The following is a 24,004-nucleotide window of genomic DNA, read 5'->3' on the forward strand; positions in this document are numbered from 1 at the left end:
CGATTTTCACTTTCCCGACAACCGGTCGAGGACCGACGGCAGGCTCTCCTTCAGTTGGCTCTGGATGCTCTCCTTGAGGTCTACGGAGGCCTGTTCGAGGGCGTCGTGGACCAGCTGCTCCATGGCCCCCTTGAGCTGCTGTTCGATGCGCCAGACCAGGCGCACCTGGAGCTCCCCGGCGAGGTCGCTGAGCAGTTCGTCGTACCGGGCGGGGCTGAGGGCGGTCGGTGTGGCGGCAGGGGGTGCCGACATCCGGCCGATCTGGTCGCCGGGAATGACCACGTCTTCAAGCAGGGGAATCGTCTCCTCCTCGGTAGGAGCGGTGGGTGGCGACGGCTCGTCGGCAGGGGCGGCGCGCTTTTCGGTGATGGTGCCGTCACCCAGTTCGAAGACGTCCTCCAGGGATTCCAGCCCCTCCACGTCGTCGTCTGCCGAGGGGGGCGCCATCTCCGCGCCGCCGAGCAGCTCGTCGAGCATGGCGTCGGCGTCGTCGCCGGAGAGGTCCCCCGACGGTGCTCCCGCGGGGCCGTCGTTGCCACCCAGCAGTTCGTTGAGCAGGGCATCCTCGTCGTCGCCGAAGTCCAGTCCCGCGTTGTCCGCCGCGGCCGGTTCCGGTGTCGGCGCGGGGAAGGTCTCACCGAGCAGATCGCCGAGGATCTCATCGGTGGTGTCGAGCGGGGAGGCCGGGGCACCGGCCTCTTCGGTAGGTTCCCTCGCCAAGTCGCCGACCGGGGCGTCGGCGCCACTGCTCTCCATCGCATCGCCGTTGCCGAGCAGTCCGTCGAGGATGGCGTCGGCCTCGTCGGAGGAGAGGTCGCCGTCCACCGCGGAGAGGTCGTCACCACCGCCGAGCAGTTCGTCGAGGATGGCATCGGCGTCGTCGGAGGGGGCGGCGGCGGGTGGCGTTTCGCCCTTCCCCTGTCCCTTCTGCTCGGCGAGAAACTCGTCCAGCGGCTTTTCGTTGCCCGGGAGTTCGCCGCCGCCGAGCAGTTCGTTGAGGATCGCGTCGGCGTCGCTGTCGGTGGGGGCGGCCTGCGTGGGGGAGGCGGTGCGCTTGGCGGCGGGAGGCGGATCCGAGTCGAAGCCGGCGTCGCCGCCGAGCAGATCCGAGAGCAGGTCGTCCTCCATCAGCGCCTCGGTGCTGGGGAGCTCCTCCTCGGGTGGGGGCGGGGTGGGGGAAGTATTGAGGTGGCCGACGTTGAGCCCCTCTTCGGCGGAGTCGTAGATCAGGGTGTTGAGCGAGTCGTCGAGCACCGCGCCGTCGCGGGCGCCGGGGTGGACATGGGGCTTCTCGTCCGCTTCGGGCAGTGGCGCGCCGGTGGCGGTACCGCCGCCGCCGAGCAGCTCGTCGAGGATCGCGTCGGCCTCGTCCGCCGGTGCGGCAGCGGGGCGCTTCGCCTTGTTGGCAGGGGGAGGAGGCTCTTCGTCGTGGGGGGCCATCGCCCCTTCGAACAGATCGTCGAGGGAGTCGAGTACATCCTGGACCGAATCGTTGTCGCTGCTCATCTGGTTCGACGTCTGTTGGGGTTCGACTCACGGCGGGGTGTCGTCAGGCGGACACCTCGTGACTACCGGGAGTGTACCCCTGTTGCTGATAGGAACGGTAGCGGCGGCGGGCGGTGGCGCGTTCTTCGTCGCTGCCGGCGACCGGTTCGAGAAGGCGGGCGAAGCGGCGGGCGAAGGGCGGCGGGACGTCGGCCAGATTGATCAACACCTGATTCTCGCCGGGCGGGTCGTCGCGGTGGCCGATCAATACCGGTGAGGGATCGCCGTTCCCGGCCGGGTAGAGCGTGTGGGGCAGGAAGCTGCCGTCGCGCCAAGTCCACAGCAGCTCGTCGAGGCGTCTCGCCTGGGCGCCGCTGGCGGCGTGGATGTAGACCCGCTGGCCGGCGCGGTAGGCCTTTTCGGCGAGGCGGCAGCAGAGTCGCTCGCGGGCCTCGGGGCGCTGGTCGGGGGAGATGTAGAAGTCGACTTGGGGCATGGGTCTCGATGAGTGAGGCAAAAGGTTAAAGGCGAAAGGTTAAAGGGGCTCCGTTGGGCGCCATCGGCCTGTTTGGTGCTGGATCGCTCGGGAGGTGGCGCGTCGGAGCGGCACGGCCTCTTTCCTTTGACCTTTCACCTTTGACCTGACCAAGCGCGATCGAAATCGCGTCCCTTCACTTTTCCGCCACCCGATCCAGCAGGTACTGCACCAGCAGCGGCACTGGCCGCCCCGTCGAGCCCTTCTTCTCGCCGCTCCTCCAGGCGGTGCCGGCGATGTCGAGGTGGGCCCAGCGGAATTTCCTGGTAAAGCGCGAGAGGAAGCAGCCGGCGGTGATCGTGCCTCCCTCCTTGCCGCCGATGTTGGCCATGTCGGCGAACGGGCTCTTCAGCTGCTCCTGGTAGTCGTCCCACAGCGGCAGCTCCCAGGCGCGGTCGCTGCTCTCGCGGCCGGCGGCGAGCAGGTCGTTGACCAGCGGCGGGTGGTTGCCCAGCAGGCCCGAGGCGTGGGAGCCCAGCGCCACCACGCAGGCGCCGGTGAGGGTGGCGATGTCGATCACCGTCTCCGGGTCGAAGCGTTCGCTGTAGGTGAGGGCGTCGGCGAGGATCAGCCGCCCCTCGGCGTCGGTGTTGAGGACCTCGATGGTCTGGCCCGACATCGAGGTGACGACGTCGCCGGGCTTGTTGGCGGCGCCGTCGGGGAGGTTCTCGGAGCTGGGCACCACGCCGATCAGGTTGAGCGGCAGCGCCAGCTCCATCGCCGCGGCCAGGGTGCCGAAGACCGAGGCGCCGCCGCACATGTCGTACTTCATCTCGTCCATCGCCGCGGCCGGCTTGAGGCTGATGCCGCCGGCGTCGAAGGTGAGCCCCTTGCCCACCAGCACGATCGGCTTCTCACCCTCGGCGCCGCCGCGGTAGCGCATGACGATCAGCTTCGCCGGCTGGCGGGAGCCGCGGGAGACCGACAGCAGGGCGCCCATCCCCAGCTCCTCCATCTGCGCCTCCTCCAGCACCTCCACCTCCAGCCGCTCCTGGTGCTTGGTGAGATCGGCGGCCTTCTTCGCCAGGTAGGCGGGGGTGCAGATGTTGCCGGGCAGGTTGCCCAGGTCCTTGGCCAGGCCGACGCCGCCGGCGATGGCGATCCCCTCGCGCATCGCCTGCTCACCGTCGTTGAGGTCGCGGCGCGAGGGGACGTGGAGGATCAGCCGGCGCAGCGGGCGGCGCTCGGTGTCCTTCTTGCTCTTCAACTGGTCGAAGCGGTAGAGCGCCTCCTCCACCGCGAGCACCGCCTGGCGTACCTTCCACGGGATGTCGCGCCCCTTCAGGTGCAGTTCCGGCAGGTAGCAGGCCGCCTCCATGGCGCCGGTCTGGTTGAGGGTGTCGGCGGCGGTGGCGACCGTGGCGCGGTAGTTCTTCTCGTTGAATTCGCGCTCCTTGCCGCAACCGACCAGCAGGATGCGGTCGGTCATCGCGGTGTCGGCGTTGGTGTGCAGCAGTAGCGTCTGGCCCAGCTTGCCCTCCATGTCGCCGCGGCGTACCACTGCGGAGATCATGCCGCCGGTGGCCTGATCGAGCTGCTCGGCGGCGGTGGAGAGACGTCGTGGCTCGAACACGCCGACGACGACGCAGGCGGTCCGCTGCTTTTCCGGGCTGCCGCTCTTGACACTGTATTCCATTGGCTGTTCCTCAACGACGACGCGCCGCGCCGACTGCGGCGGCTTGCCCCGGATTGCAGGGGCGGGGGTTTCGGTATACCGTTAGCGCCCGTTTTTGCCCCGTTTGGCAAAGCGGGAGAGGGCCGGTTCGTGGTGGGAAAATTGTAATTAATACGCCGTTTTCTGTAAAGACAATGCCATTGTCCAAAAAAAGCAAAGTTCCCTTTTTCGGCGTGATCGACCGGTTTCTCCTCCGCGAGTTGTTGCTGACGCTATCGGCAGTGGTGGGGGTGCTGCTGCTGATCCTGATCAGCAACCGCCTGGTCCATTTCCTGGCCGACGTGGCGGCCGGCCAGCTGCCCAACGACGTGATCTTCACCATGCTCGCGCTGAAGGGGCTGCAGTATCTGGCACTGCTGCTGCCGATGGGCTTCTACCTGGCGCTGCTGCTGGTCCTCGGGCGGATGTACCGCGACAACGAGATGGCCGCCCTGGCCGCCTGCGGGGTGGGCAATCCGCGGCTGCTGCGGCCGGTGCTGGGCGCCGCCGGGCTGATCTTCCTGCTGGTGCTCTACATGACGATGCGCCTCTCCCCGTGGGCGGCGCGGACGGTGGAGGACATCGAGCGGGAGGCGGCGCGCAGCTCGGAGGTGACCGGGGTGGCTGCGGGGCGCTTCAAGGAGAGCCCGTCGGGCAACCGCATCTTCTACGTGGAGCGGATGAGCCGCGACCAGCAGGAGATGAGCAACCTCTTCATCCACGCGGTGAAGGGGGGTGGCATCACCTCCATCCAGTCGCCGGAGCGGGCCACCCTGGAGGTGGACGAGGCCACCGGCGACCGCTACCTGGTGATGGAGAACGGCTACATCTACGAGGGGACGCCCGGTTCGGCGGACTACCGGATCATCCGCTACCAGCGCCACCGGGTGCTGATCGAGGAGAGCCGCCTGCCCCGCGAGGGGCATTACGACCGGGAGGCGCGCTCGGTGGAGGAGCTGCTCGCCGCGGCGGAGCCGCCGGACGTGGCCGAGTTGCAGTGGCGCTTCTCGGTGGCGCTGTCGCTGCTCCTGCTGGCGTTGCTGGCGGTCCCCCTGGCACGGCTGCAGCCGCGCCAGGGGCGCTATGGCAAGCTCGGCGTGGCGCTGCTTACCTACCTGATCTACACCAACGTGCTTACCGTCGCACGCAAGCTGGTGGAGCGTGAGGGGGTGCCGACGTGGATCGGTCTGTGGTGGGTCCACCTGCTGCTCGGCGCGATCGTGCTGCTGGCCTGGGCGGTGGATCTGGGCTGGACACGCCGCCTGTGGCGGCGGGCGAGGGCGGCATGAAGGTCCTTGACCGTTACGTCGGCCGCGTCCTGCTGCGTGCCACCCTGACGGTGTTGGCGGTGCTGGTGTCGATCGAACTCTTCTTCGGTTTCCTCGGCGAGCTGCCCGACGTCGGCAAGGGGGACTACACCACCGCCGAGGCGGCCCTCTACATCCTGCTCACCATTCCCCGCCGGATCCACGAAGTAATCGGCTACAGCGCGCTGATCGGCGCGCTGTTCGCGCTCGGTGCGCTGGCCGCCCATGCGGAGTTGACCGCGATCCGTGCCGCCGGCGTCTCGCTCCAGCGGCTGGTCGGCTCGGTGCTGAAAAGCGGGGCGGTGATCATGCTCGGCGCCACCCTGGTCGGCGAGGTGGTGGCGCCGCCGGTGGACCAGTACGCCCTCAACCGGCGGGCGGTGGCTCAATCGCAGAACGCCATCTTCCGCAGCGCCAACGGTTTCTGGGTGCGCGACGGCAACGACTTCATCAACATCCGCGACATCTTCCCCGGCGGGCGCCTGGGCGGCATCTACATCTACGAGTTCGACGGCGAGCGCCGCCTGCGCAAGGCCACCGCCGCCCGCGGCGCGGTCTATCAGAAACAGGGCTGGCTGCTGGAGGGAATCGAACAGAGCGTCATCGACGAGAAGAAGGTGACGGTGAGTTCCCTGCCCCGGGCGCCGTGGGATTCGCTGCTCAGTCCGGAGTTGATCAACGTGGTGACGATCGCCCCGGAGCGGCTGTCGGCGTGGGGGTTGGCCCGCTACATCGCCTATCTGCTCGACAACGGCCTCGATGCGGTGCGTTACGAGCACGCCTTCTGGGGGCGGGTCAGCGTGCCTTTCACCGGGCTGGTGATGCTGGTGCTGGCGGTCCCCTTCTCCTTCGGCCGGATGCGTTCGGCGGCCATCGGGCTGCGCTTCACGGTGGGGGCGCTGCTGGGGATCGGCTTCCACCTGTTCAACCAGACTATCGGCCACCTGGGGCAGATCTACGGTTTGAATGCCGCCTTCACCGCCTTCGCGCCGAGCCTGCTGTTCCTCGGGCTGGCGATGGTGATGTTGCGGCGGGTGCGCTGACGCTCCGCTCGGACGCTCCCCTGGTTGCGCCGCTCTGCGTCGCAACCAGGGGCCTTTGGACGCTCTGCGTCCTGTCATGGCACCGTGGTTTCGGAAAGCGGGTCGCCGACGCGGAGCGTCCAGTTGCTCTGGTTACGACGCTCTGCGTCGTAACCGGCGGCGTCGCAACCGGCGGCGTCGCAACCGGCGGTCCTTGGACGCTCTGCGTCCTGTCATGACACCGCAGCTGCGGTGAAGGGCGGCCGACGCGGAGCGTCCAGGTTCGGCTCCTCTGCCGATGTGGAAGCCCTGGTTACCACGCGGAGCGTGGTAACCAGGGGGGGCTTCGATCGGATTCGTCAGTTGGCTGTCTTGGTCAGGGTGGCGTTCAGATGGGCCTCCAGGTCGTGCAGGTAGTCGTCCAGCGTCCAGGTGATGGAGCGGCCGGGCAGCTCCAGTTCGATGCCGCACTGCCAGCGCTCGCTGGTCGCGAAGCGCAGTTCCGCCCCTTCACCGGTGAGTCCGCCGATCACCGCGTCCGCCCTGCGGCGCAGCGTCTCGTCCAACGCCTCCCGCGTGTACAGGGTGACCGCGTGGCCCCGGCACTCCGCGGCGATCCGTTCCCGTTGAGTCCCGTCCATCTCGGCGAGGCGGCCGAGAAAGACGGTCACCATCTGCCGCTCCAGCTCGACGTCGGCCAGTGCGAGGAGCGCCTGCCGGCTCACCGCGCAGACCTCGCGGGCGATCTGGCGTTTGATCTCGTCGATGTGTTCTCCCCGTTCCTCCTCCAACTGCCGGCTCCAGCGCTTGCGGGTGTCGGCGAGCTCGACCCGCGCCTCCTCCAGCAGGCGCCGGCGCAGCGCCTCCGCCTCTTCCCGCGCCTGGCGCAGACCCTCTTCGCGGCTCGCCTCCAGTTCATGGAGCTGGCGCTGATAGTCGAGCGCCTTCTCGTCGGCGCTCGCCTCCCGCTCCCGGGCCTCCTCCAGGCGCGCGGCGATGAACGCCTCACGCTGCTCCATGGCACGGGTCACCGGCCGGTAGAGGAAGCGCTTGAGCAGCCAGATCAGCAGCAGGAAGTTGGCGATCTGGGCGAAGAAGGTGAACCAGTCGATCTGCATCTCACCCCGCCTGGATCAATTGATCCCAGAAGGGGTTGGCGAAGAGCAGGATCATCGCCACCACGAAACAGTAGATGGCCAGCGATTCGATCATCGCCAGACCGACGAACAGCGTGCGGGTGACGGTGTTGGCCTCGTCGGGCTGCTGGGCGATGGAGGTGAGGGCCTGGGCGATCGCCCGGCCCATGCCGATGGCGGTGCCGATGGAGCCGATGGCCACCGCGAGGGCGGCCATCGCCACCGAGGCGACGGCGATCAGGGTGGCGTTATCCATGGTCTTCTCCCTTGGTCGGCGGTTCTTCCCCACGATGATGGCCGTGGGCGGCGGAGGCGATGTAGACGGTGGCGAGGATGGCGAAGATGAACGCCTGCACCTGGCCGATCAGCAGCTCCAGCACCTGCAGCAGCACCGGGAAGAAGAGCGGCGCGATGCCGATGATGATCGCCCCCAGGGTGACCCCGCTGAGCACGTTGCCGAACAGTCGCACGGCGAGTGCCAGGGTGCGGGTCAGCTCGCCGATCAGGTGGAACGGAAACATCAGCGGCGAGGGCTGGAAGTAGTGGCGCAGGTAGTTGCTCAGCCCCTCGTGGCGGATGCCGTAGAGCGGCACCGCGACGAACACGCAGGCGGCCAGCGCCGCGGTGGTGGAGAGTGAGCCGGTGGGCGGGTGGAAGCCGGGGATCACCCCGAGCAGGCCGGACAGCGCGATGAACAGGTAGAGGGTGCCGACGAAGGGGAGGTAGTGCTCCGACTCCTCCGACTGGCTGATCTCATGCACCTGCTTGCGGATGGTGACGACGATCACCTCCAGCAGGTTCTGCCAGTGGGAGATGCGGGTGTCGCTGCTCAGCCGGCGGCTGACGGCCCACGAGCCGCCCGCGAGCAGGGCCATGACCAGCCATGTATAGAGGATCGTGGCGTTGAGTTTGACCAACCCCCATTGCCAGAGGATCGTGTGGTCGCTGCTGAACTCCATACCGCCTCGCGATGGACCGTTGCGGCCCCTCTTTACCGACAACCTAGCACCGATTCAGGGGGGCGGCTAGCGGACCTCGGGGCGCCTGCCGTCAGCCGTTGTGCGGATTCGTTACGGTACCCAGGAGGCGGGTCAGCAGCAGGCGGATCGCGAGCAGACCGGCCAGTGCCGCGAGGGTCGGTGGCCACCCCTGGCGGGCGATCAAGGCGAAGCCCGCGAGCACCAGGGCGGAGCGCAGCAGGAAGCTGCCGGCCGTCCACAGGGCCGGGTGCGCGGCGGTCGGCAGTCGTCGCACCGTCCACCACAGCCCGCCGAAATGGATCGCGCCGAGGAGGACGCCTGCGAGGAGGTAGGGGAGCAGTTCAAGCCACGCTGTTGGGGTCACGCAGGGGGTCCCGATGGATATCTCAGGCGTCGTCGCCTTTGCGGTCGAGTTGGACGTAGGACGTAGGGCGGATTAGCGATAGCGTAATCCGCCGGATCGGGGCTGATTTCGGCGAAGGAGCCCTCGTTCCCGGCGGATTACGCTACGCTAATCCGCCCTACGGACCTGGAGTCGGATTGGGGGGGCGGTGCCCTCGTTTGACACGACGCGGAGCGTCGAAGAAAGACGTTTCCACGCAGAGCGTGGAAACGAGAAGATGAGAAGATGGTATCGCACGTACAGCCCCAAGGCTGTACTCCATCCGTCACCGGTCACCTTCCTCGTCCTCCCCGCTCTCCTGCCGAATCCAGTGCAGCGCCACCAGCACCCCGACGGTGAGCCCGGCGAACAGCAGGGTCAGGGTCCAGGAACGCGCCGTCGACATCCGGTCGTCGAGCCACACCCCGAGGGCGATGCCGAGCAGGGTGGGCAGCGCCACCGACCAGCCCACCATGCCGAACATGCCGAGGCCGAACCAGCCGTTCCAGCGCCGGTCGCGGCGGGAGCGCAGACGCCGCTCCGCCTTCTTGCCGATCCGGTTGTGGAGCCGCTGGTGGGGGCCGCGCCAATCGGGATCGCCGTTGCGCTTAGGGTCCGCGAAAGAATAACTCCCTGTTTTGGAACGCCGATCCGCTCCGTCCGGCGGCGTTGCGCAAAGGGTTGCATACGGCAAGTATGCGCCCCTTTGCGCGCCTTGCCGGACGGACGTCTCGACGCCCCAAAACAGGAAGTTATTCTTTCGCGGGCCCTTCGCGTTCATCGCCGGTCGCTCCCCAGTTCGAGGAAGCGGCGCACCGCGTCCGCCTCCAGTTTCGCCAGGGCGGTGCGGGCCGCCCGTTCGTGTTCGTCCAGTTCGTGGAACTGCCGGCGCAGGGTCTCGTGCAGCGCCTCCAGGCTCTCGCCGCGCAGGGCGTGGCGGACCGAGACCAGCACCTCCCTGTCCCGTTTGACCAGGGTCCCTTCGTCCACCGCCAGGTAGACCTCCTCGCCCCGGGCGTCGGTGAAGGCGAGCAGTCCCGGCACCAGCGCCGCGACGAAGTCGATATGCCGCGGCAGCAGGCAGAACTGGCCGTCCTCCGCCTCGGCGATCACCTTGGTCGCCGGCTCGTCGACGACGATCTCGGTGGGGACCATTACTTTCAGTTTCATCATCGGCGCCTGGGTCAAAGGTCAAAGGTCAAAGGTCAAAGGTCAAAGGTCAAAGGTCAAAGGTCAAAGGTCAAAGGTCAAAGGTCAAAGGTCAAAGGTCAAAGGTCAAAGGTCAAAGGTCAAAGGTCAAAGGTCGGGAACGCTTCGCGTTCCCCTCTGCCGAGTGGGCGGGATGGCACGCAAGGGTGCGCCTTCATCAGCGAACGGGATGAGGCTTCCAATACGCACATTCCTTTCAATTGAGTCGATCCTCTTCCCTTTGACCTTTCGCCTTTAACCTTTTACCTCCCTCGTCCGACTCCCGCTCCCTTCCAGCGCCTCATCGACCTCCCCGATCATGTACAACGCCTGCTCCGGCCGGTCGGCGAACGCGTCGGCGAGGATCCGCTCGCAGCCGTCGATGGTCGCCTCCAGGCTCACCGAGCGGCCCTCGATGCCGGTGAAGTGTTCGGTGGAGAAGAACGGCTGGGTGAGGAACCGCTCCAGCCGGCGGGCGTGGGCGACGGTGTGGCGGTCGTGCTGGGAGAGCTCCTCCATGCCGAGCATGGCGATGATGTCCTTCAGCTCCTCGTACTCGCTCAGGGTGCGGCGCACCGCCTGGGCGGTGCGGTAGTGGCGCTCGCCGACGGTCTGCGGGGTGAGCATCTTGGAGTCGGAGCGCAGCGGGTCGATGGCCGGGTAGAAGCCCTGGCTGGCCCGCTTGCGCGAGAGCACGATGCTCGCGGTGAGATGCCCGAAGGTGTGGGTGGCCGCCGGGTCGGTGAAGTCGTCGGCGGGCACGTAGACCGCCTGCACCGAGGTGATGGAGCCCGATTCGGTGGAGCAGATGCGCTCCTCCAGCTCGGCGATCTCGGTGGCGAGCGTCGGCTGATAGCCGACCCGCGAGGGGATCTGCCCCATCAGCCCGGAGACCTCGGCGCCCGCCTGGATGAAGCGGAAGATGTTGTCGATCAGCAGCAGCACGTCCTGCTTGGCGCTGTCGCGGAACCACTCGGCCATGGTCAGCGCCCCGTGACCGACGCGGAAGCGGGCGCCCGGCGGCTCGTTCATCTGGCCGAACACCATCACCGTCTTGTCGAGCACCCCCGCATCCTTCATCTCGCGGTGCAGCTCCTCGGCCTCGCGGCAGCGCTCGCCGATGCCGCAGAACATGGAGACCCCGCGATAGCGCCCCACCATGTTGTGGATCATCTCGGTGATCAGCACCGTCTTGCCGACCCCGGCACCGCCGAACAGCCCCGCCTTGCCGCCCCGCTCCAGGGGGGCGAGGAGGTCGATCGCCTTGATTCCGGTGACGAAGGTCTCGCGTCCCACCACCCGCCGCTCCAGCGAGGGCGGTGGTTGATGAATGCTCTGCCACAGGCCGCCGGTGAGCGGCTCGCCGCCGTCGATGGGGGCGCCGAAGACGTTGAGCATCCGGCCGAGCAGCCGCTCGCCCACCGGCACCGTCAGCGGTCCGCCGCCGTCGCGCACCGGGTCGCCGCGGGCCACTCCCCGGGTGGGGGTGAGGGCGACGCAGCGCGCCTCCAGCTCCCCGAGGTGGGCGGCCACTTCCAGGACCACCTCACCGCCCGCCCCGGCCAGCAGGCGGCGGCGCAACGGCGGCAGACGATGGGTGAAGCACACGTCCACCACCGAGCCGCGAACGGCGGCGACGGCGCCGTCGGCGAAGGGGGGGCGGGACGGGGTGTCGGCTGGGCTCATGGGGTGCTTGCGATGGTCATTCTTCCTACTATATAAACCACTCGCGGACGGCACGCCCGCCCCTAGGGGAGCATCGATCGTTCATGAGGTGCAGCAGCGGATGAGCATGCCCAACATTCGGCTCCAGGATTTCGGCCTCTACTGGACGGTGGCCTGCTACGGCAACGACGGCCGGATCAAGCACTTCGCCAACCAGCCCTCGGAACGGGATGCGCTACGCGAGGCGGAGCTGCTGGCGCGCATCTACAAGGTGCCGAAACGGGCCCTGGTGCGGACCCGCCGCGCCGAGTTCGTGAAGGAGTGGTAGGGAGGGCGATCCGGCGCGCGGTACACTACCCGCCTTTTTCGATCCCCGAGCCGGAGAGTCCATGAGCGCCGTTATCGAATCGATCCCGGTCGACGCGATCCGCGTCGGCAAGCGCATGCGCCACGTGGTGGAGAACCGGGTGGAGAAGCTGGCCGAGAGCATCCGCGCCCTGGGGGTCCAGGTGCCGGTGAGCGTGATCGGCGACGGCGGCGGCTACACCCTGGTGGCCGGCCTCCACCGCCTGGAGGCGTGCAAGCGCCTCGGGTTGGAGCGGGTCCCGTGCATCGCCATGGCCGGCGGCGAGGTGGAGGCGCTGCTGTGGGAGGTGGACGAGAACCTGATGCGCTCCGAACTCTCGCCGATCGAACGGGCCGCCCACCTGAAGCGGCGCAAGGAGCTGTGGGAGCGCAAGCTGGGGGCGGTGGGCGAAGGGGAAGAGGAGGCGCGTCCCGACTTCGCCGACGAGACCGCCGGGATTACCGGCGAGTCGAAGGCGGCGATCAATCGCGACCTGCGCCGCGCCGCCTCCATCGAGGAGGTGGGCTATACCGCCGAGCACCTGGCCGGGACCATCCTCGACAAGGGGTGTGAACTGGATGCCCTGCGGCGCATGGAGGCGGGGGAGCGCCGCGCGCTGATCGAACAGGCGGTGGCGGGGGAGACGGTCACCGCCCGCATGCCTCGCCCACCGCTCTCCCCGGAGCAGGAGGTCGATCGGCTGATCCGCGCCTTCGAGCAGCTTGCCCAGCGACTGGAGGGGGAGCAGCGGGTGGCGTTGGCCCGCGAGGTGCTCAACACCATGTCCGAGGAGGAGCGGCGGCAGGTGCTGGTGGAGTACGCCTGAATGGCGGTCGTCTTTAATCCTCCGCTTGAGAATGTTAAGGTTCTCTTATGAACCTCGTCGCGGCCGGTCGTCGGCCGCATTCTGACTACCGTCTCTCACTGGTCTTCCCGGCCGTTCCCGCTGGTCGGCGGCCGAGAGGCCCATCCTCTTGCGGAGAATCCCATGGCTACCGTTGAACTGACCAAGGACAATTTCGAGACCACGCTCGCCGACAAGGATTTCATTATCCTCGACTTCTGGGCCCCCTGGTGCGGCCCCTGTCAGGGTTTCGGCCCGGTCTACGAGGAGGTCTCCGCGGACCACCCCGACATCGTCTTCGGCAAGGTCAATACCGAGGTGGAGCAGGAGCTGGCCGGCTCCTTCCAGATCCGCTCCATCCCCACCCTGATGATCATCCGCGAGAAGGTGGTGATCTTCTCCCAGGCCGGCGCGCTGCCCAAGGGCGCTTTCCAGGACGTGGTGGAGAAGGCCAAGGCCCTCGACATGGCCGAGGTCCACAAGCAGGTGGCCGAACAGCAGGCCTCCGCCGGCAGCGCCAACTGATCCTCACGGAGAGTGTCGATGCTGCAGATCTACAACAGTCTCACCCGCCAGAAGGAGGCATTCCGTCCGATCGAGGCGGGTAAGGTGCGGATCTACGTCTGTGGCATGACCGTCTACGACTACTGTCATCTGGGCCACGCCCGGGTGCTGGTGGCCTTCGACGTGGTGGTGCGCTATCTGCGTGTCCGCGGTTTCGAGGTGACCTATGTGCGTAACGTCACCGACATCGACGACAAGATCATCAACCGCGCCAACGCCAACGGCGAACCCTTCACCGAGCTCACCGAGCGGTTCATCGCGGCGATGCACGAGGACGCTGCGGCGCTTGGCGTACTCCCACCCGACGTCGAGCCCCGCGCCACCACCTCGATGGAACAGATCCTGGCGATGATCGAGCAACTGATCGCCAACGGCCACGCCTACGTCGCCGGCAACGGCGACGTCTACTACGACGTCTCCAGCTTCACCGGCTACGGCCGTCTCTCCGGCAAGAACCCCGAGGACCTGCGGGCGGGGGCGCGGGTGGAGATCGGTGAGGCGAAGGACGACCCGTTGGACTTCGCCCTGTGGAAGGCGGCCAAGCCCGGCGAGCCGGCGTGGGACTCCCCGTGGGGACGCGGGCGGCCCGGCTGGCACATCGAATGTTCCGCGATGTCCTGCGACTGCCTCGGCAACCACTTCGACATCCACGGCGGCGGCGCCGACCTCCAGTTCCCCCACCACGAGAACGAAATTGCCCAGAGCGAGGGGGCGACCGGCGAGACCTTCGTCAACTACTGGATGCACAACGGCTTCGTGCGGATCAACGAGGAGAAGATGTCCAAGTCCCTGGGCAACTTCTTCACCGTGCGCGAGATCCTCGCCCGCTACCGGGCCGAGGAGGTGCGCTACTTCATCCTCACCAGCCAGTACCGCAGCCCGCTCAACTACTCCGACGAACAGCTCGACCAGGCCCGCGGCGCGCTGACCCGTCTCTACACCGCGCTGCGCGGCCTCGAACGGATCGAGGCGGTGGAGGGTGACGAGTACCAGCGCCGCTTCGAGGCGGCGATGGACGACGACTTCAATACCCCCGAGGCGCTGGCGGTGCTTTTCGAGCTGGCCCGCGAGGTGAATCGTCTACGTGACGCCGAGCCGAACGAGGCGGCTCGGCTGGGGGCGCGGATGCGGGCCATCGGCGGGGTGCTCGGCCTGCTGCAGGATGATCCCGAGGCCTTCCTCAAGGGAATGCCGGCCCAGGCGGGCGACGACACTTTGAGCGATGAGGAGATCGAGGCGCTGATCGTCCGCCGGGCGAAGGCGCGGGCGGCGAAGGATTGGGCGGAGGCCGACCGTATCCGCGACCTGTTCAAGGCCCACGAAATCATCCTGGAGGACTCCGCCGGCGAGACCCGCTGGCGGCGCGGATAGCGTCCACTGCGGCGTTCCCCCGAGAGGGGGCGCGGGCCGAACCGGCCCGCGCCCCCTTTTTTTTGTCCGTGTCCGTCGTCCAGGGAGGGGCTGCAGGGCGGCGTTCGTTCCTCCTCCCCCGGTTGGGAGAGTCTGCCTCCCTCTCCGTTTGCCGTGTCCAATGCGGCGAGCTTCCGTATGGGCAAGGAGGGTTGCCGGACGTCTCCTCCCAGTCAAATGAACGAGAGAGTGAAGGTTCGAGTGGTTTGGTGGGGAAAGTCGAAAGAATGAAGGGCGAATATCAGGGGAATATCCTTCCCATACATGTAGTTATTGGTCTGCTTCGGAAGTGATTGGTTGTAGGATAATTCCTACGTGAGGCGACGATTTCGTCTGGTGAGTTGTAAGAAAACGTACAGATCGTTAAAGGATTTCTTTCAAGAACTTCCGAAAGTAGCTAATTGTCGCCAGCCGGGCGAGGGGCTATCGTGGGATCTTAGTTATCAATCATTTTCTTACAAGTAGAACGGATAAGAAGGCCCCATATGGTCAGCCGAAAGACCAATGCCGAAGCGATCGTCCTGGCGGCGCTGGAGCTATTCCGCACCAAAGGATACAGCAACACTTCGATGGCCGATGTCGGCCGGGCCTGCGGTCTGCTCAAGGGTAGCATCTATCACTACTTCCCGAGCAAGAAGGCGATCGCCCTGGCCGTGTTGCGCTACGTGGAGCACCGCTTCGACGAGGAGATCTTCTCGCTGGCCTACCGCGAGACCCTCTCCGGAACCGAGCGCCTCGAGGCGACGATGGCCGCCATGGAGGGATACCTTACCTCCAATTCCGGCGGCTGTGTCATCCACAACCTCGCCCTGGAGATCACCAACGAGCCGGAGTTCCTGCCGGTGATCCGCAAATGCTTCGATGCCTGGATTCGTGCCCTGGTCCACATCTTCTCCGAGCAGAGGGATGAGCGGGAAGCGCGGGAGTTGGCTCGCGAAGTGGTTGCGCGGACCCTCGGTACGGTGTTGCTGGGCGACGTCTACGGCGAGAAGGTGTCGCTACGGGCAACCGCGCGTCTGATCGACTTCCGCGACCGTGACGACAAGGGCGGGTGAGCGCCTTCCCGCGCCGTACTACCACGCATAATTTTCAATTATTCCATCGTTTTCCCCATTTTTTTTCATTCTTGGCCCCTTTTTTACCGTTCTGAAACGGAAAATCCCCCTTCCCCAGTTATTCCAAACCACCGTTTGGTTTAAACTGCACGCAGGTTCAAGCGATAATCCAGACGACCGTTCGGTCGTTTCAGTCCGGCGATGGGTGCCGGACAGCGTTGCGGGTACGGGAAGGGATGGATATGGCAGCAAGCCATGGGTCTCGTCGAGGCGTCCGAAAAAGCTCCGGCGATCTTGAGACGCTGATCGAAAATTTCCTTGGCAGTCGTGACAATCAGCGGCTCAGCCGATCGGAGCGGGAGCAGTGCCACGAGCTGTTGAGCGTTTGGCGGGAGTCGATGGAAGGGCTCGGGGTCAACGAGATCGACAAGATCCGCAGGAGCCATCTCAAGCGTTGGTTGGACGGACTGGCCGAGGAGGTCTCGTCGCTCTATGCGGCGGCGTTCGTGCGCTTGTTGTTCGTCCATGCCTCCCAGCGTCACCTGTTGTCTGCAGCGCGCAATCCTTTCGAGGGGTTCCCCCCGTTGCGCCTTCCTGAAGAGCGACTGCTGTCGCCGGCGCTGCAGAAGGCGCTGGAACCCTTGGACGGGGTTCCGGCGGACAGCTTCGAGAATATCCGTGATCGCGCCTTCCTGCGGATGATGCAGGTCACCGGTACCTGGCTCGGTGGAGTCGTGGGGCTGGATCTTTACGATCCCACGGCACTTCAGCATTACGTGGTGCTTCCCGAAGGGGTCATCCGCTATCGCGCGAGCAGCGGCCAGACGGTGGTCGCGGCAGTCGACGCGAAGACCATGGAGTGGTTGGATCAATGGCTGGAGACCCGCACCGCTTTGCTCGGGTCGCAACTGTCCGGCCCGCTATGGGTCTCCCGGCGGGGCGAACGAGTACGTCGGGCGAGCATGGCGCCACGGATTCGCAAACTGGCGATGGCCTGCGGTCTGGAGTGAGGCCGGTTCCCAAAAAGGAACTGCTCGCCTCAGAAGGGTGAGTCGTTATCCTAAAAGATCGACCGCCCGATGCGGGCCAGCGAGTTGTGACGTCGCAGGGCCGCCAGTTGTTGTTGCAGTCCGATGCCGAGGCGCTGGTCCAGTTCTGCTGCGCGCCGTTTCAGGCGGCCTGCGGCGCTGAGGCCGAGGGCGTTGTCCAACCCGATCAGGATCACGTTCCCCTTCTCCGTCACCGGCAGCCGTAGCACCCGCCGCTCGAAGTGGTGGAGCAGGGCCCGTTCCACCTTGTCGAACAGCGCGTGTTCCGCGCTCCAGGCGTTGAGCGAAAACGCGCCACCGGCGCGCAGCGCCCGCGCGGCGGCGGCGAGCACGTCGCCCTCGCCCAGTCCCGGGGCCATGCCGGCGTGGTCGTAGGCGTCGATCAGGATCAGGTCGTAGCCCCCGTCGTCGGCGCGGAACAGAAACTCCGCCCCGTCTCCGATCGAGATCTCCAGATTGGGGGGCGTCGGGAGATCGAACCAGCGACGCGCCGCTCCGACCACCTCCGGGCGCAGCTCCACCGCCTCGATGTGGCACTGCGGATAGTGGCGCAGCAGGAACTTGGCCACCGAGCCGCCGCCCAATCCCACCAGCAACACCCGTCGTGGCGCCTCGACGAAGAGCAGCGGCGCGACCATCGCCCGGGTGTAGCTGAGCAGCAGATAGTCCGGTTCATAGAGCGACATGGCGCTCTGCCGCGCCGCGGTACCGAAGTGCAGCGAGCGCACCGCCCCATCCTCCACCACCTCGATGGAGCCCCACCGATCCCGGGCCCGGTGGACGATCTTTCCGGAAAACAAAGCCATATTCCCCCACATACGGAATTCTTTACCGAAGAAAATGCCCGGCGCGCGAAGCGCTACGGGGATTTTCTTCGGTAAAGAATTCCGTGGCTACTGCTTCCGCGTCCTGCTCACGCCGCATACCTACGTCCCTGTAGGCAAAAAAATACCGCCGGGCGGGGAGCCGCGGCGGTGTTTCCAGAGGAGGAAAAGAAGTTGGACGTTCCTGTCCAGCTTTGGGGGAGAAAACCTTGTGACCGCGAGGCGCCGGATAGGTTCCCCCGTCAGGCGCTGGCGCTCATCGGTGCGACCGGCTGGAAGCCGCTGCGCACCCAGCCGATCATGCCGCCGCGCAGGTTGTAGACCTTTTCGTACCCCATGTTGGCGAGATAGGCGCAAACCTGGCCGGAGCGGGCGCCGCTGCGGCAGATGAAGACCACCTCGCGATCACGCTCGATCTCCTGGATGCGGTGGCCAAGGGTGGAGAGCGGCATCAACTCGGCATTGGGGATGGTGCCCTGGGCGTGCTCCATCGCCTCGCGCACGTCGATGATCCGGAACTGCTCGCCCTTGGCCTCGATCCACTGTTTCAGTTCGGTGGCGTCGATCTCTTGGATGGGTAGCGAAAACATATTGTTTAGCGCCTCGCTCAGGTATTCGGGTTGAGGGAGAGTTTATTAGAATTTGCTGATATGTCAACCTTTTTGGGTTTCAGGCAAAAGGCGTCAGGCGTCAGGCGTCAGGCTTCAGGCTTCAGGCTTCAGGCGGAGGGCGGAGGGCGGAGGGCGGAGGGCGGCCAGGGCCGCCCCTTCGCTTTTGTCGATTCTCTGGTTGCGACGCTCTGCGTCGCAACCGGGGACCTTGGACGCTCTACGTCCAGGTGTTTGGTAAGGCGCTGAAATTTTGGTGTCTTCGTTCAGCATGACGCGGAGCGTCAAAGAAGACGTTTCCACGCGGAGCGTGGAAACGAGAAAATGGCTTCAGGCGGAGGGGGAGGGCGGCCAGGGCTGCCCCTCCACCTTTGTCGACTCGCTGGTTGCGACGCTCTGCGTCGCAACCGGGGACCTTGGACGCTCTGCGTCCAGGTGTTTGGCAAGGCGCTGAAATTTTGGTGTCTTCGTTCAGCATGACGCAGAGCGTCAAAGAAGACGTTTCCACGCGGAGCGTGGAAACGAGAAAAATGGCTTCAGGCGGAGGGGGAGGGCGGCCAGGGCCGCCCCTCCACCTTTGTCGACTCGCTGGTTGCGACGCTCTGCGTCGCAACCGGGGACCTTGGACGCTCTGCGTCCAGGCGTTTGGCAAGGCGCTGAAATTTGGTGTCGTCGTTCAGCATGACGCAGAGCGTCAAAGAAGACTTTCCACGCGGAGCGTGGAAACGAGAAAAGCCACGCTCTCACGGCGAGTCGATGTGTGGTGAACGGTTGGGGGCAAGGAAAAAATATCGGAAATGGGTTGACCCGAAATCGGGCCCCGGCGCCGCTCTGTCATCTGTCACTCCGTTACGATCCGTAACGTATCGCGCCTTCCGTTGAGGGGAAATCTGTTACGTCCCGTAACGTACGGCTCGGTAATAATTTTGTAACTTATTGAAAATTTAGGAAACATCAGCTCGGCACGCATCTTGTTTCTACGGGGTCTCCCTTAGTGGTTTCCGCCACGGGTTCTCCCTAGGCCCGTGGCGGCTTTTTAGCGGATGTCCGATGGCCGAGACCCCAAAAAGTTCCCCCTCCCTGCTGACCCCCGTCCTCGATTTTCTCGGGCGGCACGCCCCCTTCGACCATATGGGGGGCTCGCAGCTCGAGTTTCTTGCCAAGCGCCTCGAACCCCGCTATTTCGCCCCCGGCGAGGTGATCGTCGCCCCGGAGGACGGCCCCGCCCGGCGCTTCTACATCATCAAGGAGGGAAGGGTCCGCGGCGAGCTTGCCCATGAGGAGGGCGAGGAGGAGGCCGAGGAGCGTCAGGCATGGGAGCTGGTGGCCGGTGAGTGTTTCCCGATCGGTGCGCTGCTCTCCCACCGTCCGGTGCATATGGTGCAACGGGCGGTGGAGGAGACCATCTGCTACGCCCTGGAGCGGCACGACTTCGAGTTGCTGCTGGCGCAGAGCGCGGTGTTCCACGACTTTTGCTCTCGCCGCCTGGCCAATCTGCTGGACCAGGCGCTGCGTGGTGAGCGGGCGCGGCTCGCCGCCGGCAACGTCGACGGCGCTCCGCTGAGCGCCCCGCTGGGCGGGCTGGTGCGGCGCGAGCCGGTCACCGCCCGTGCCGCAACCCCGCTGGGCGAAGCGCTGGCGGCGATGGAGCGGGAGCACGTCGGGAGCATCGTGGCGGTGGATGACGTCGGCCGTCCGGTGGGGCTGTTCACCCTCCACGACCTGCTCTCAAGGGTGGTGCTGCCGGGCGTCGCCCTCGACCGTCCCCTCTCCGCGGTGATGACCGCCGAACCGGTGACGCTGCCGGTCCAGGCCTACGCCCACGAGGCGGCGCTGCTGATGGCCGAGCACGGCTTCGGCCACGTCTGCGTGGTGCGCGACGGCCGCCTGGAGGGAGTGCTCTCGGAGCGCGATCTCTTCTCGCTGCAGCGGGTCGGCCTCTCCAGCCTGTCGCGGGCGATCCCGCGGGCCGCCGATGTGGAGAGCCTGGTGCGGTTGGGACGCGACGTTCACCGGCTGATCGACCGGATGCTCGCCCAGGGCGCCTCGGTGGCCCAGCTCACCGAGATCGTCGCCCGCCTCAACGACCATCTCACCCGGCGGGTGATCGAACTCTGCCTGGAGGATGAAGAGGGGGAGCTGCCGGAGTTCACTTGGCTCTCTTTCGGTAGCGAAGGACGCAGTGAGCAGACCCTGAAGACCGACCAGGACAACGGCATCCTGTTCGAGGCCGCCGGTGACAGTGAAGCGGAGAACGTGCGCGCCCGGCTGTTGCCGTTCGCCCGCCGGGTCAACGAGGCGCTGGCCCGCTGCGGCTTCCCGCTCTGCCCGGGCAACATCATGGCGAGCAATCCGGAGTGCTGCCTCTCCCGCGCGGAGTGGCTCGCGCGGTTCGAGCGCTGGATCGACCAGGGCACTCCGGAGCACCTGCTGAAGGCCACCATCTTCTTCGACTATCGCCCTCTCTACGGTCCCGAGCGACCGGTGGAGGCACTGCGCGAGGAGCTGCTCGAACGTACCGCCCGCAACAGCCGGTTCCGTCACCAGATGGCCGCCAACGCCCTGCGCAACCGGCCGCCGCTGGGGATGATCCGTGACTTCCGGGTGAGCCGCGGCGGCGACCACCCGCACACCTTCGACCTCAAGGTGGAGGGGCTCGCCCCCTTCGTCGATGCCGCCCGCATCTACGCCCTCGCCCACGGGGTGGGGGAGACCAACACCGGCGCGCGGCTGGCGGCGATGGTGGAGAAGGGAGTGATGCGCGCCGCCGACGTGGAGGCGTGGAACGAGGCCTACCACTACATCCAGCTGCTGCGCATGCGCACCCACCAGCGCCAGGCGGGTGAGGGGCGGCCGATGAGCAATCACCTCGATCCCGACTCGCTGAACGAGCTGGACCAGCGGATTCTCAAGGAGGCGTTCCGCCAGGCGCGCAAGCTCCAGCTGAAGCTGTCGCTGGAGTACCAATTGTAGGAGCGGTTCTGGCCCCGGCCTGTAGGAGCGGCCCCTAGGGCGCGATGTGCGGAGCGCGGCGCCCGAGTTTAGGATGCCGGTGGGAGAGACGGAGACTGCGCCTACAACATGCACGAGGGCTGTGGCGCGGAGAGTCCGGCGGCGGCTGTAGGAGCGGCCCCTAGGCCGCGATGTGCGGAGTTCAGCGCCTGAGGCGTCGGACACGGTTGGGAGAAACGGAGACGGCGCCTCGCGGCCTAGGGGCCGCTCCTACAGCGCGGCCGTGTTGTCGTGTAGAGGAATAGGCCTACGGGGGAGGAGAGGCCGCTGCCCGGGAGGGCGGAGAGGTTTGCCCGCCGTTTCCGGTGAGAGCGGGAGCGACGGGTTGTGATCGCGGAGGGGGGATCTCCCCAAATTTCAACAACAGAGGAGAACGCAAATGTCGTCATCAGAGAAGATGGCGGAGTATTGGAAGGCCAACCTGCGCCTTCTGATGATCTGCCTGGTGATCTGGTTCGTCGTGTCCTTCGGCTTCGGCATCATTCTGGTCGGGCCGCTCAACTCCATCATGCTCGGGGGTTATCCCCTCGGCTTCTGGTTCGCCCAGCAGGGATCGATCTATACGTTCCTGGCGCTGATCTTCTTCTACGCCTGGCGGATGAATCAGCTCGATCGCCAGTTCGACGTCCACGAAGACTAAAGGGGAGCCTCCATGGATCTGCAAACGTTGACCTTTATCGTAGTGGGCATCACCTTCGCCCTCTACATCGGCATCGCCATCTGGGCGCGTGCCGGCACCACCGGTGAGTTCTACGTCGCCGGCGGCGGCATCCACCCGGTCGCCAACGGCATGGCCACCGGCGCCGACTGGATGTCGGCGGCCTCCTTCATCTCGATGGCCGGCCTGATCGCCTTCAAAGGCTACGACGCCTCGGTCTACCTGATGGGCTGGACTGGCGGCTACGTGCTGCTGGCGATGCTGCTGGCGCCCTACCTGCGCAAGTTCGGCAAGTTCACCGTGCCCGAGTTCATCGGTGACCGCTACTACTCGCAGACCGCCCGCATCGTCGCCGTCATCTGCCTGATCGTCGCCTCGATCACCTACGTCATCGGCCAGATGAAGGGTATCGGCGTGGCCTTCTCGCGCTTCCTCGAAGTGGACTTCGCCACCGGCCTCTTCACCGGCATGGCGATCGTTTTCTTCTATGCGGTGATGGGTGGCATGAAGGGCATCACCTACACCCAGATCGCCCAGTACTGCGTGATGATCTTCGCCTATACGGTGCCGGCGGTGTTCATCTCCCTGCAGCTCACCGGCGTGCCGCTGCCCCAGCTCGGTCTCGGCGCCACCATGGCCGACAACAGCGGCCACATGCTGATGCGGCTCAACGAGGTGCTGGCGGGGATCGGCTTCGCCGAATACACCGCGCAGAAGGGGACGACGCTCAACATGGTGCTATTGACCATGTCGTTGATGATCGGCACCGCCGGTCTGCCGCACGTCATCGTCCGCTTCTTCACCGTGCCCAAGGTGAAGGACGCCCGCTCCTCCGCGGGCTGGGCGCTGGTCTTCATCGCGCTGCTCTACACCACCGCCCCGGCGGTCGGTGCGATGGCGATCTTCAACCTGATGAAGACCGTCCAACCGGGCGAAGTGGGCAGCCCCACCGGCAGCCTGGTCTACGACGAGCGTCCCGACTGGTTCAAGAACTGGGAGAAGACCGGCCTGCTGAAGTACGAGGACAAGAACGGCGACGGCCGCATCCAGTACTACAACGACAAGAACAAGGAGTTCGCCGCCAAGGCCGAGGCCGAGTACGGCTGGAAGGGCAACGAGATGGTCAAGGTGGACCGCGACATCATGGTGCTCGCCAACCCCGAAATCGCCAAGCTGCCCAACTGGGTCATCGCCCTGGTGGCCGCCGGCGGTATCGCCGCCGCGCTCTCCACCGCCGCCGGTCTCCTGCTGGCGATCGCCTCGGCGATCTCCCATGACCTGCTGAAGGGCGTGTTCCGGCCCGACATCTCGGAGAAGAGCGAGCTGATGGCCGGCCGTATCGCCATGGCCGGTGCGATCATGGTGGCCGGCTACTTCGGCCTCCACCCGCCGGGCTTCGCCGCCCAGGTGGTGGCGCTGGCCTTCGGTCTCGCCGCCTCCTCGCTGTTCCCGGCGCTGATGATGGGCATCTTCAACAAGAAGATGAACAGCACCGGCGCGGTGGTCGGCATGTTGGTGGGTCTGGGGTCCACCCTGGTCTACATCTTCGTCTACAAGGGGTGGTTCTTCGTCCCGGGCACCAACAACCTGCCCAACGACGCCGCCCACTGGGTGATGGGCATCCAGCCCGAGTCCTTCGGCGCGGTGGGCGCGCTGTTGAACTTCATCGCCGCGGTGGTGGTGTCGAAGATGACCGCCCCGGTGCCGGAGCACATCCAGCACCTGGTGGAGGACATCCGCGTGCCGAAGGGCGCGGGTGGTGCGACCGGTCACTAGGACCGGCCGGGGAGCGGGCCCCGCCTCCGGGCGGGGCCCGTCTGTTATGGAAATTCGAGTCCACAAATGAACGCAAATAGACGCAAATGGGTTGTTTGCGTTCCTGTGTGGATTCATTGTCAGGCGTCTTCATCCGGCGCTTGATCGAGCGTAGGGTGGGTTAGGCGCGCGTCGAGATGAGCGCGCCGTTTGACTTCGACATTCGGGCGCGCCGTAACCCACCGAACCTTTCCGACGGCGCTGGCTCGGGGTGACATCCATCTAAACGGGGTTGTCTTTCTTTCGCGCCGTGGAATCCGTTCCACTTGTAGGAGCGGCCCTTAGGCCGCGATGATTCGAAGTGCTTTCCCTTTCGCGGCTCGCGGAGGTTGGCGGACAGAGCGCCATCGCGGCCTAAGGGCCCGCGAAAGAATAACTTCCTGTTTTGGAACGCCGAGCCACTCCGCCCAGCGGCGTTGCGCAAAGGGTTGCATACAACGAGTATGCGCCCCTTTGCGCGCCTTG

23 protein-coding genes are annotated in these 24,004 nt (G+C 66.1%); 11 read left to right on the top strand and 12 right to left on the bottom strand.

Features of this window, described 5'->3' with window-relative positions; genetic code table 11:
* Positions 1 to 6: 6 nt before the first annotated feature.
* The 3 genes from ACYQ2W_RS03615 to ACYQ2W_RS03625 all read right to left on the bottom strand — a co-directional run bounded on the left by ACYQ2W_RS03615 (position 7) and on the right by ACYQ2W_RS03625 (position 3,656).
* Positions 7 to 1,506 carry a hypothetical protein gene (locus ACYQ2W_RS03615; protein WP_459863300.1) on the bottom strand — a complete coding sequence of 500 codons (1,500 nt, stop codon included), beginning with the start codon at positions 1,504 to 1,506 and terminating at the stop codon, positions 7 to 9.
* A gap of 43 nt (positions 1,507 to 1,549) precedes the next feature.
* Positions 1,550 to 1,981 carry a DNA polymerase III subunit chi gene (locus ACYQ2W_RS03620; RefSeq protein WP_459863302.1) on the bottom strand — a complete coding sequence of 144 codons (432 nt, stop codon included), beginning with the start codon at positions 1,979 to 1,981 and terminating at the stop codon, positions 1,550 to 1,552.
* Positions 1,982 to 2,156: 175 nt separating this feature from the next.
* Positions 2,157 to 3,656, bottom strand: a complete 1,500-nt coding sequence (locus tag ACYQ2W_RS03625) for a leucyl aminopeptidase (protein WP_459863304.1) — start codon at positions 3,654 to 3,656, stop codon at positions 2,157 to 2,159.
* 179 nt (positions 3,657 to 3,835) lie between these two features.
* On the opposite strand from ACYQ2W_RS03625, the gene lptF reads away from it, so the two are divergent.
* Both lptF and lptG read left to right on the top strand, forming a co-directional pair.
* Positions 3,836 to 4,963, top strand: a complete 1,128-nt coding sequence (lptF, locus tag ACYQ2W_RS03630) for an LPS export ABC transporter permease LptF (RefSeq protein ID WP_459863306.1) — start codon at positions 3,836 to 3,838, stop codon at positions 4,961 to 4,963.
* Positions 4,960 to 6,024 carry an LPS export ABC transporter permease LptG gene (gene lptG / locus ACYQ2W_RS03635; RefSeq protein WP_459863308.1) on the top strand — a complete coding sequence of 355 codons (1,065 nt, stop codon included), beginning with the start codon at positions 4,960 to 4,962 and terminating at the stop codon, positions 6,022 to 6,024. The genes lptF and lptG overlap by 4 nt, the downstream gene beginning before the upstream one ends.
* Before the next feature lie 338 nt (positions 6,025 to 6,362).
* Here the strand turns inward: lptG and ACYQ2W_RS03640 are convergent, their stop codons facing one another.
* From ACYQ2W_RS03640 to atpD, 7 genes are all read right to left on the bottom strand, one after another.
* Positions 6,363 to 7,121, bottom strand: coding sequence for a F0F1 ATP synthase subunit B family protein (locus tag ACYQ2W_RS03640; protein WP_459863310.1), 759 nt, complete (start codon positions 7,119 to 7,121; stop codon positions 6,363 to 6,365).
* A 1-nt stretch (position 7,122) separates the two neighbouring features.
* Positions 7,123 to 7,395: a F0F1 ATP synthase subunit C gene (locus ACYQ2W_RS03645; protein ID WP_459863312.1), complete on the bottom strand. Its 273-nt coding sequence runs from the start codon at positions 7,393 to 7,395 to the stop codon at positions 7,123 to 7,125.
* Entirely contained in the window at positions 7,388 to 8,098 is a 711-nt protein-coding gene (locus ACYQ2W_RS03650) for a F0F1 ATP synthase subunit A (RefSeq protein WP_459863314.1), read from the bottom strand. Before ACYQ2W_RS03650 ends, ACYQ2W_RS03645 begins: the two co-directional genes overlap by 8 nt.
* 91 nt (positions 8,099 to 8,189) lie before the next feature.
* Positions 8,190 to 8,483 (bottom strand): ATP synthase subunit I, encoded by a 294-nt coding sequence (locus ACYQ2W_RS03655; protein ID WP_459863316.1) that lies wholly within the window; start codon positions 8,481 to 8,483, stop codon positions 8,190 to 8,192.
* Positions 8,484 to 8,787: 304 nt separating this feature from the next.
* The gene (locus tag ACYQ2W_RS03660) at positions 8,788 to 9,195 is read right to left on the bottom strand and encodes an AtpZ/AtpI family protein (RefSeq protein WP_459863318.1); all 408 of its coding nucleotides are present in this window, start codon (positions 9,193 to 9,195) and stop codon (positions 8,788 to 8,790) included.
* An 83-nt stretch (positions 9,196 to 9,278) separates the two neighbouring features.
* Positions 9,279 to 9,671, bottom strand: coding sequence for a F0F1 ATP synthase subunit epsilon (locus tag ACYQ2W_RS03665; protein ID WP_459863320.1), 393 nt, complete (start codon positions 9,669 to 9,671; stop codon positions 9,279 to 9,281).
* A gap of 273 nt (positions 9,672 to 9,944) precedes the next feature.
* Positions 9,945 to 11,375, bottom strand: a complete 1,431-nt coding sequence (atpD, locus tag ACYQ2W_RS03670; protein WP_459863322.1) for a F0F1 ATP synthase subunit beta — start codon at positions 11,373 to 11,375, stop codon at positions 9,945 to 9,947.
* 100 nt (positions 11,376 to 11,475) lie between these two features.
* On the opposite strand from atpD, the gene ACYQ2W_RS03675 reads away from it, so the two are divergent.
* The 6 genes from ACYQ2W_RS03675 to ACYQ2W_RS03700 all read left to right on the top strand — a co-directional run bounded on the left by ACYQ2W_RS03675 (position 11,476) and on the right by ACYQ2W_RS03700 (position 16,583).
* Positions 11,476 to 11,682 carry a hypothetical protein gene (locus ACYQ2W_RS03675; RefSeq protein WP_459863324.1) on the top strand — a complete coding sequence of 69 codons (207 nt, stop codon included), beginning with the start codon at positions 11,476 to 11,478 and terminating at the stop codon, positions 11,680 to 11,682.
* A 61-nt stretch (positions 11,683 to 11,743) separates the two neighbouring features.
* Entirely contained in the window at positions 11,744 to 12,526 is a 783-nt protein-coding gene (locus tag ACYQ2W_RS03680; RefSeq protein WP_459863326.1) for a ParB/RepB/Spo0J family partition protein, read from the top strand.
* Between the two features lie 162 nt (positions 12,527 to 12,688).
* Positions 12,689 to 13,069: a thioredoxin family protein gene (locus tag ACYQ2W_RS03685; RefSeq protein ID WP_459863328.1), complete on the top strand. Its 381-nt coding sequence runs from the start codon at positions 12,689 to 12,691 to the stop codon at positions 13,067 to 13,069.
* An 18-nt stretch (positions 13,070 to 13,087) separates the two neighbouring features.
* Entirely contained in the window at positions 13,088 to 14,479 is a 1,392-nt protein-coding gene (gene cysS, locus ACYQ2W_RS03690) for a cysteine--tRNA ligase (RefSeq protein ID WP_459863330.1), read from the top strand.
* A 524-nt stretch (positions 14,480 to 15,003) separates the two neighbouring features.
* The gene (locus ACYQ2W_RS03695; protein WP_459863332.1) at positions 15,004 to 15,573 is read left to right on the top strand and encodes a TetR/AcrR family transcriptional regulator; all 570 of its coding nucleotides are present in this window, start codon (positions 15,004 to 15,006) and stop codon (positions 15,571 to 15,573) included.
* A 242-nt stretch (positions 15,574 to 15,815) separates the two neighbouring features.
* The gene (locus tag ACYQ2W_RS03700) at positions 15,816 to 16,583 is read left to right on the top strand and encodes a tyrosine-type recombinase/integrase (RefSeq protein ID WP_459863335.1); all 768 of its coding nucleotides are present in this window, start codon (positions 15,816 to 15,818) and stop codon (positions 16,581 to 16,583) included.
* A gap of 50 nt (positions 16,584 to 16,633) precedes the next feature.
* On the opposite strand, the gene ACYQ2W_RS03705 is transcribed toward ACYQ2W_RS03700, so the two are convergent.
* Both ACYQ2W_RS03705 and ACYQ2W_RS03710 read right to left on the bottom strand, forming a co-directional pair.
* Positions 16,634 to 17,428: a spermine/spermidine synthase domain-containing protein gene (locus ACYQ2W_RS03705; RefSeq protein WP_459863337.1), complete on the bottom strand. Its 795-nt coding sequence runs from the start codon at positions 17,426 to 17,428 to the stop codon at positions 16,634 to 16,636.
* A 260-nt stretch (positions 17,429 to 17,688) separates the two neighbouring features.
* Positions 17,689 to 18,036, bottom strand: coding sequence for a rhodanese-like domain-containing protein (locus tag ACYQ2W_RS03710; protein ID WP_459863340.1), 348 nt, complete (start codon positions 18,034 to 18,036; stop codon positions 17,689 to 17,691).
* A 1,068-nt stretch (positions 18,037 to 19,104) separates the two neighbouring features.
* Between ACYQ2W_RS03710 and ACYQ2W_RS03715 the strand changes: the two genes are divergently transcribed.
* From ACYQ2W_RS03715 to ACYQ2W_RS03725, 3 genes are all read left to right on the top strand, one after another.
* Positions 19,105 to 21,027 carry a putative nucleotidyltransferase substrate binding domain-containing protein gene (locus tag ACYQ2W_RS03715; RefSeq protein WP_459863344.1) on the top strand — a complete coding sequence of 641 codons (1,923 nt, stop codon included), beginning with the start codon at positions 19,105 to 19,107 and terminating at the stop codon, positions 21,025 to 21,027.
* Between the two features lie 418 nt (positions 21,028 to 21,445).
* Positions 21,446 to 21,706, top strand: coding sequence for a DUF4212 domain-containing protein (locus tag ACYQ2W_RS03720; RefSeq protein WP_459863346.1), 261 nt, complete (start codon positions 21,446 to 21,448; stop codon positions 21,704 to 21,706).
* 12 nt (positions 21,707 to 21,718) lie between these two features.
* Positions 21,719 to 23,500, top strand: a complete 1,782-nt coding sequence (locus tag ACYQ2W_RS03725; RefSeq protein WP_459863349.1) for a sodium:solute symporter family protein — start codon at positions 21,719 to 21,721, stop codon at positions 23,498 to 23,500.
* Positions 23,501 to 24,004 lie beyond the last annotated feature (504 nt).

Source organism: Endothiovibrio diazotrophicus (genome assembly GCF_054657215.1).

Bases quoted from the DNA above. Each gene is read 5' to 3' on its own strand.
- ACYQ2W_RS03700 (WP_459863335.1), top strand. From the start codon at position 15,816: ATGGCAGCAAGCCATGGGTCTCGTCGAGGCGTCCGAAAAAGCTCCGGC.
- ACYQ2W_RS03665 (WP_459863320.1), bottom strand. From the start codon at position 9,671: ATGAAACTGAAAGTAATGGTCCCCACCGAGATCGTCGTCGACGAGCCG.
- ACYQ2W_RS03695 (WP_459863332.1), top strand. From the start codon at position 15,004: ATGGTCAGCCGAAAGACCAATGCCGAAGCGATCGTCCTGGCGGCGCTG.
- ACYQ2W_RS03710 (WP_459863340.1), bottom strand. From the start codon at position 18,036: ATGTTTTCGCTACCCATCCAAGAGATCGACGCCACCGAACTGAAACAG.
- lptG (WP_459863308.1), top strand. From the start codon at position 4,960: ATGAAGGTCCTTGACCGTTACGTCGGCCGCGTCCTGCTGCGTGCCACC.
- ACYQ2W_RS03725 (WP_459863349.1), top strand. From the start codon at position 21,719: ATGGATCTGCAAACGTTGACCTTTATCGTAGTGGGCATCACCTTCGCC.
- ACYQ2W_RS03680 (WP_459863326.1), top strand. From the start codon at position 11,744: ATGAGCGCCGTTATCGAATCGATCCCGGTCGACGCGATCCGCGTCGGC.
- ACYQ2W_RS03720 (WP_459863346.1), top strand. From the start codon at position 21,446: ATGTCGTCATCAGAGAAGATGGCGGAGTATTGGAAGGCCAACCTGCGC.
- cysS (WP_459863330.1), top strand. From the start codon at position 13,088: ATGCTGCAGATCTACAACAGTCTCACCCGCCAGAAGGAGGCATTCCGT.
- atpD (WP_459863322.1), bottom strand. From the start codon at position 11,375: ATGAGCCCAGCCGACACCCCGTCCCGCCCCCCCTTCGCCGACGGCGCC.
- ACYQ2W_RS03650 (WP_459863314.1), bottom strand. From the start codon at position 8,098: ATGGAGTTCAGCAGCGACCACACGATCCTCTGGCAATGGGGGTTGGTC.
- ACYQ2W_RS03685 (WP_459863328.1), top strand. From the start codon at position 12,689: ATGGCTACCGTTGAACTGACCAAGGACAATTTCGAGACCACGCTCGCC.
- ACYQ2W_RS03705 (WP_459863337.1), bottom strand. From the start codon at position 17,428: ATGGCTTTGTTTTCCGGAAAGATCGTCCACCGGGCCCGGGATCGGTGG.
- ACYQ2W_RS03675 (WP_459863324.1), top strand. From the start codon at position 11,476: ATGAGCATGCCCAACATTCGGCTCCAGGATTTCGGCCTCTACTGGACG.
- ACYQ2W_RS03645 (WP_459863312.1), bottom strand. From the start codon at position 7,395: ATGGATAACGCCACCCTGATCGCCGTCGCCTCGGTGGCGATGGCCGCC.
- ACYQ2W_RS03640 (WP_459863310.1), bottom strand. From the start codon at position 7,121: ATGCAGATCGACTGGTTCACCTTCTTCGCCCAGATCGCCAACTTCCTG.
- ACYQ2W_RS03615 (WP_459863300.1), bottom strand. From the start codon at position 1,506: ATGAGCAGCGACAACGATTCGGTCCAGGATGTACTCGACTCCCTCGAC.
- ACYQ2W_RS03625 (WP_459863304.1), bottom strand. From the start codon at position 3,656: ATGGAATACAGTGTCAAGAGCGGCAGCCCGGAAAAGCAGCGGACCGCC.
- ACYQ2W_RS03715 (WP_459863344.1), top strand. From the start codon at position 19,105: ATGGCCGAGACCCCAAAAAGTTCCCCCTCCCTGCTGACCCCCGTCCTC.
- ACYQ2W_RS03620 (WP_459863302.1), bottom strand. From the start codon at position 1,981: ATGCCCCAAGTCGACTTCTACATCTCCCCCGACCAGCGCCCCGAGGCC.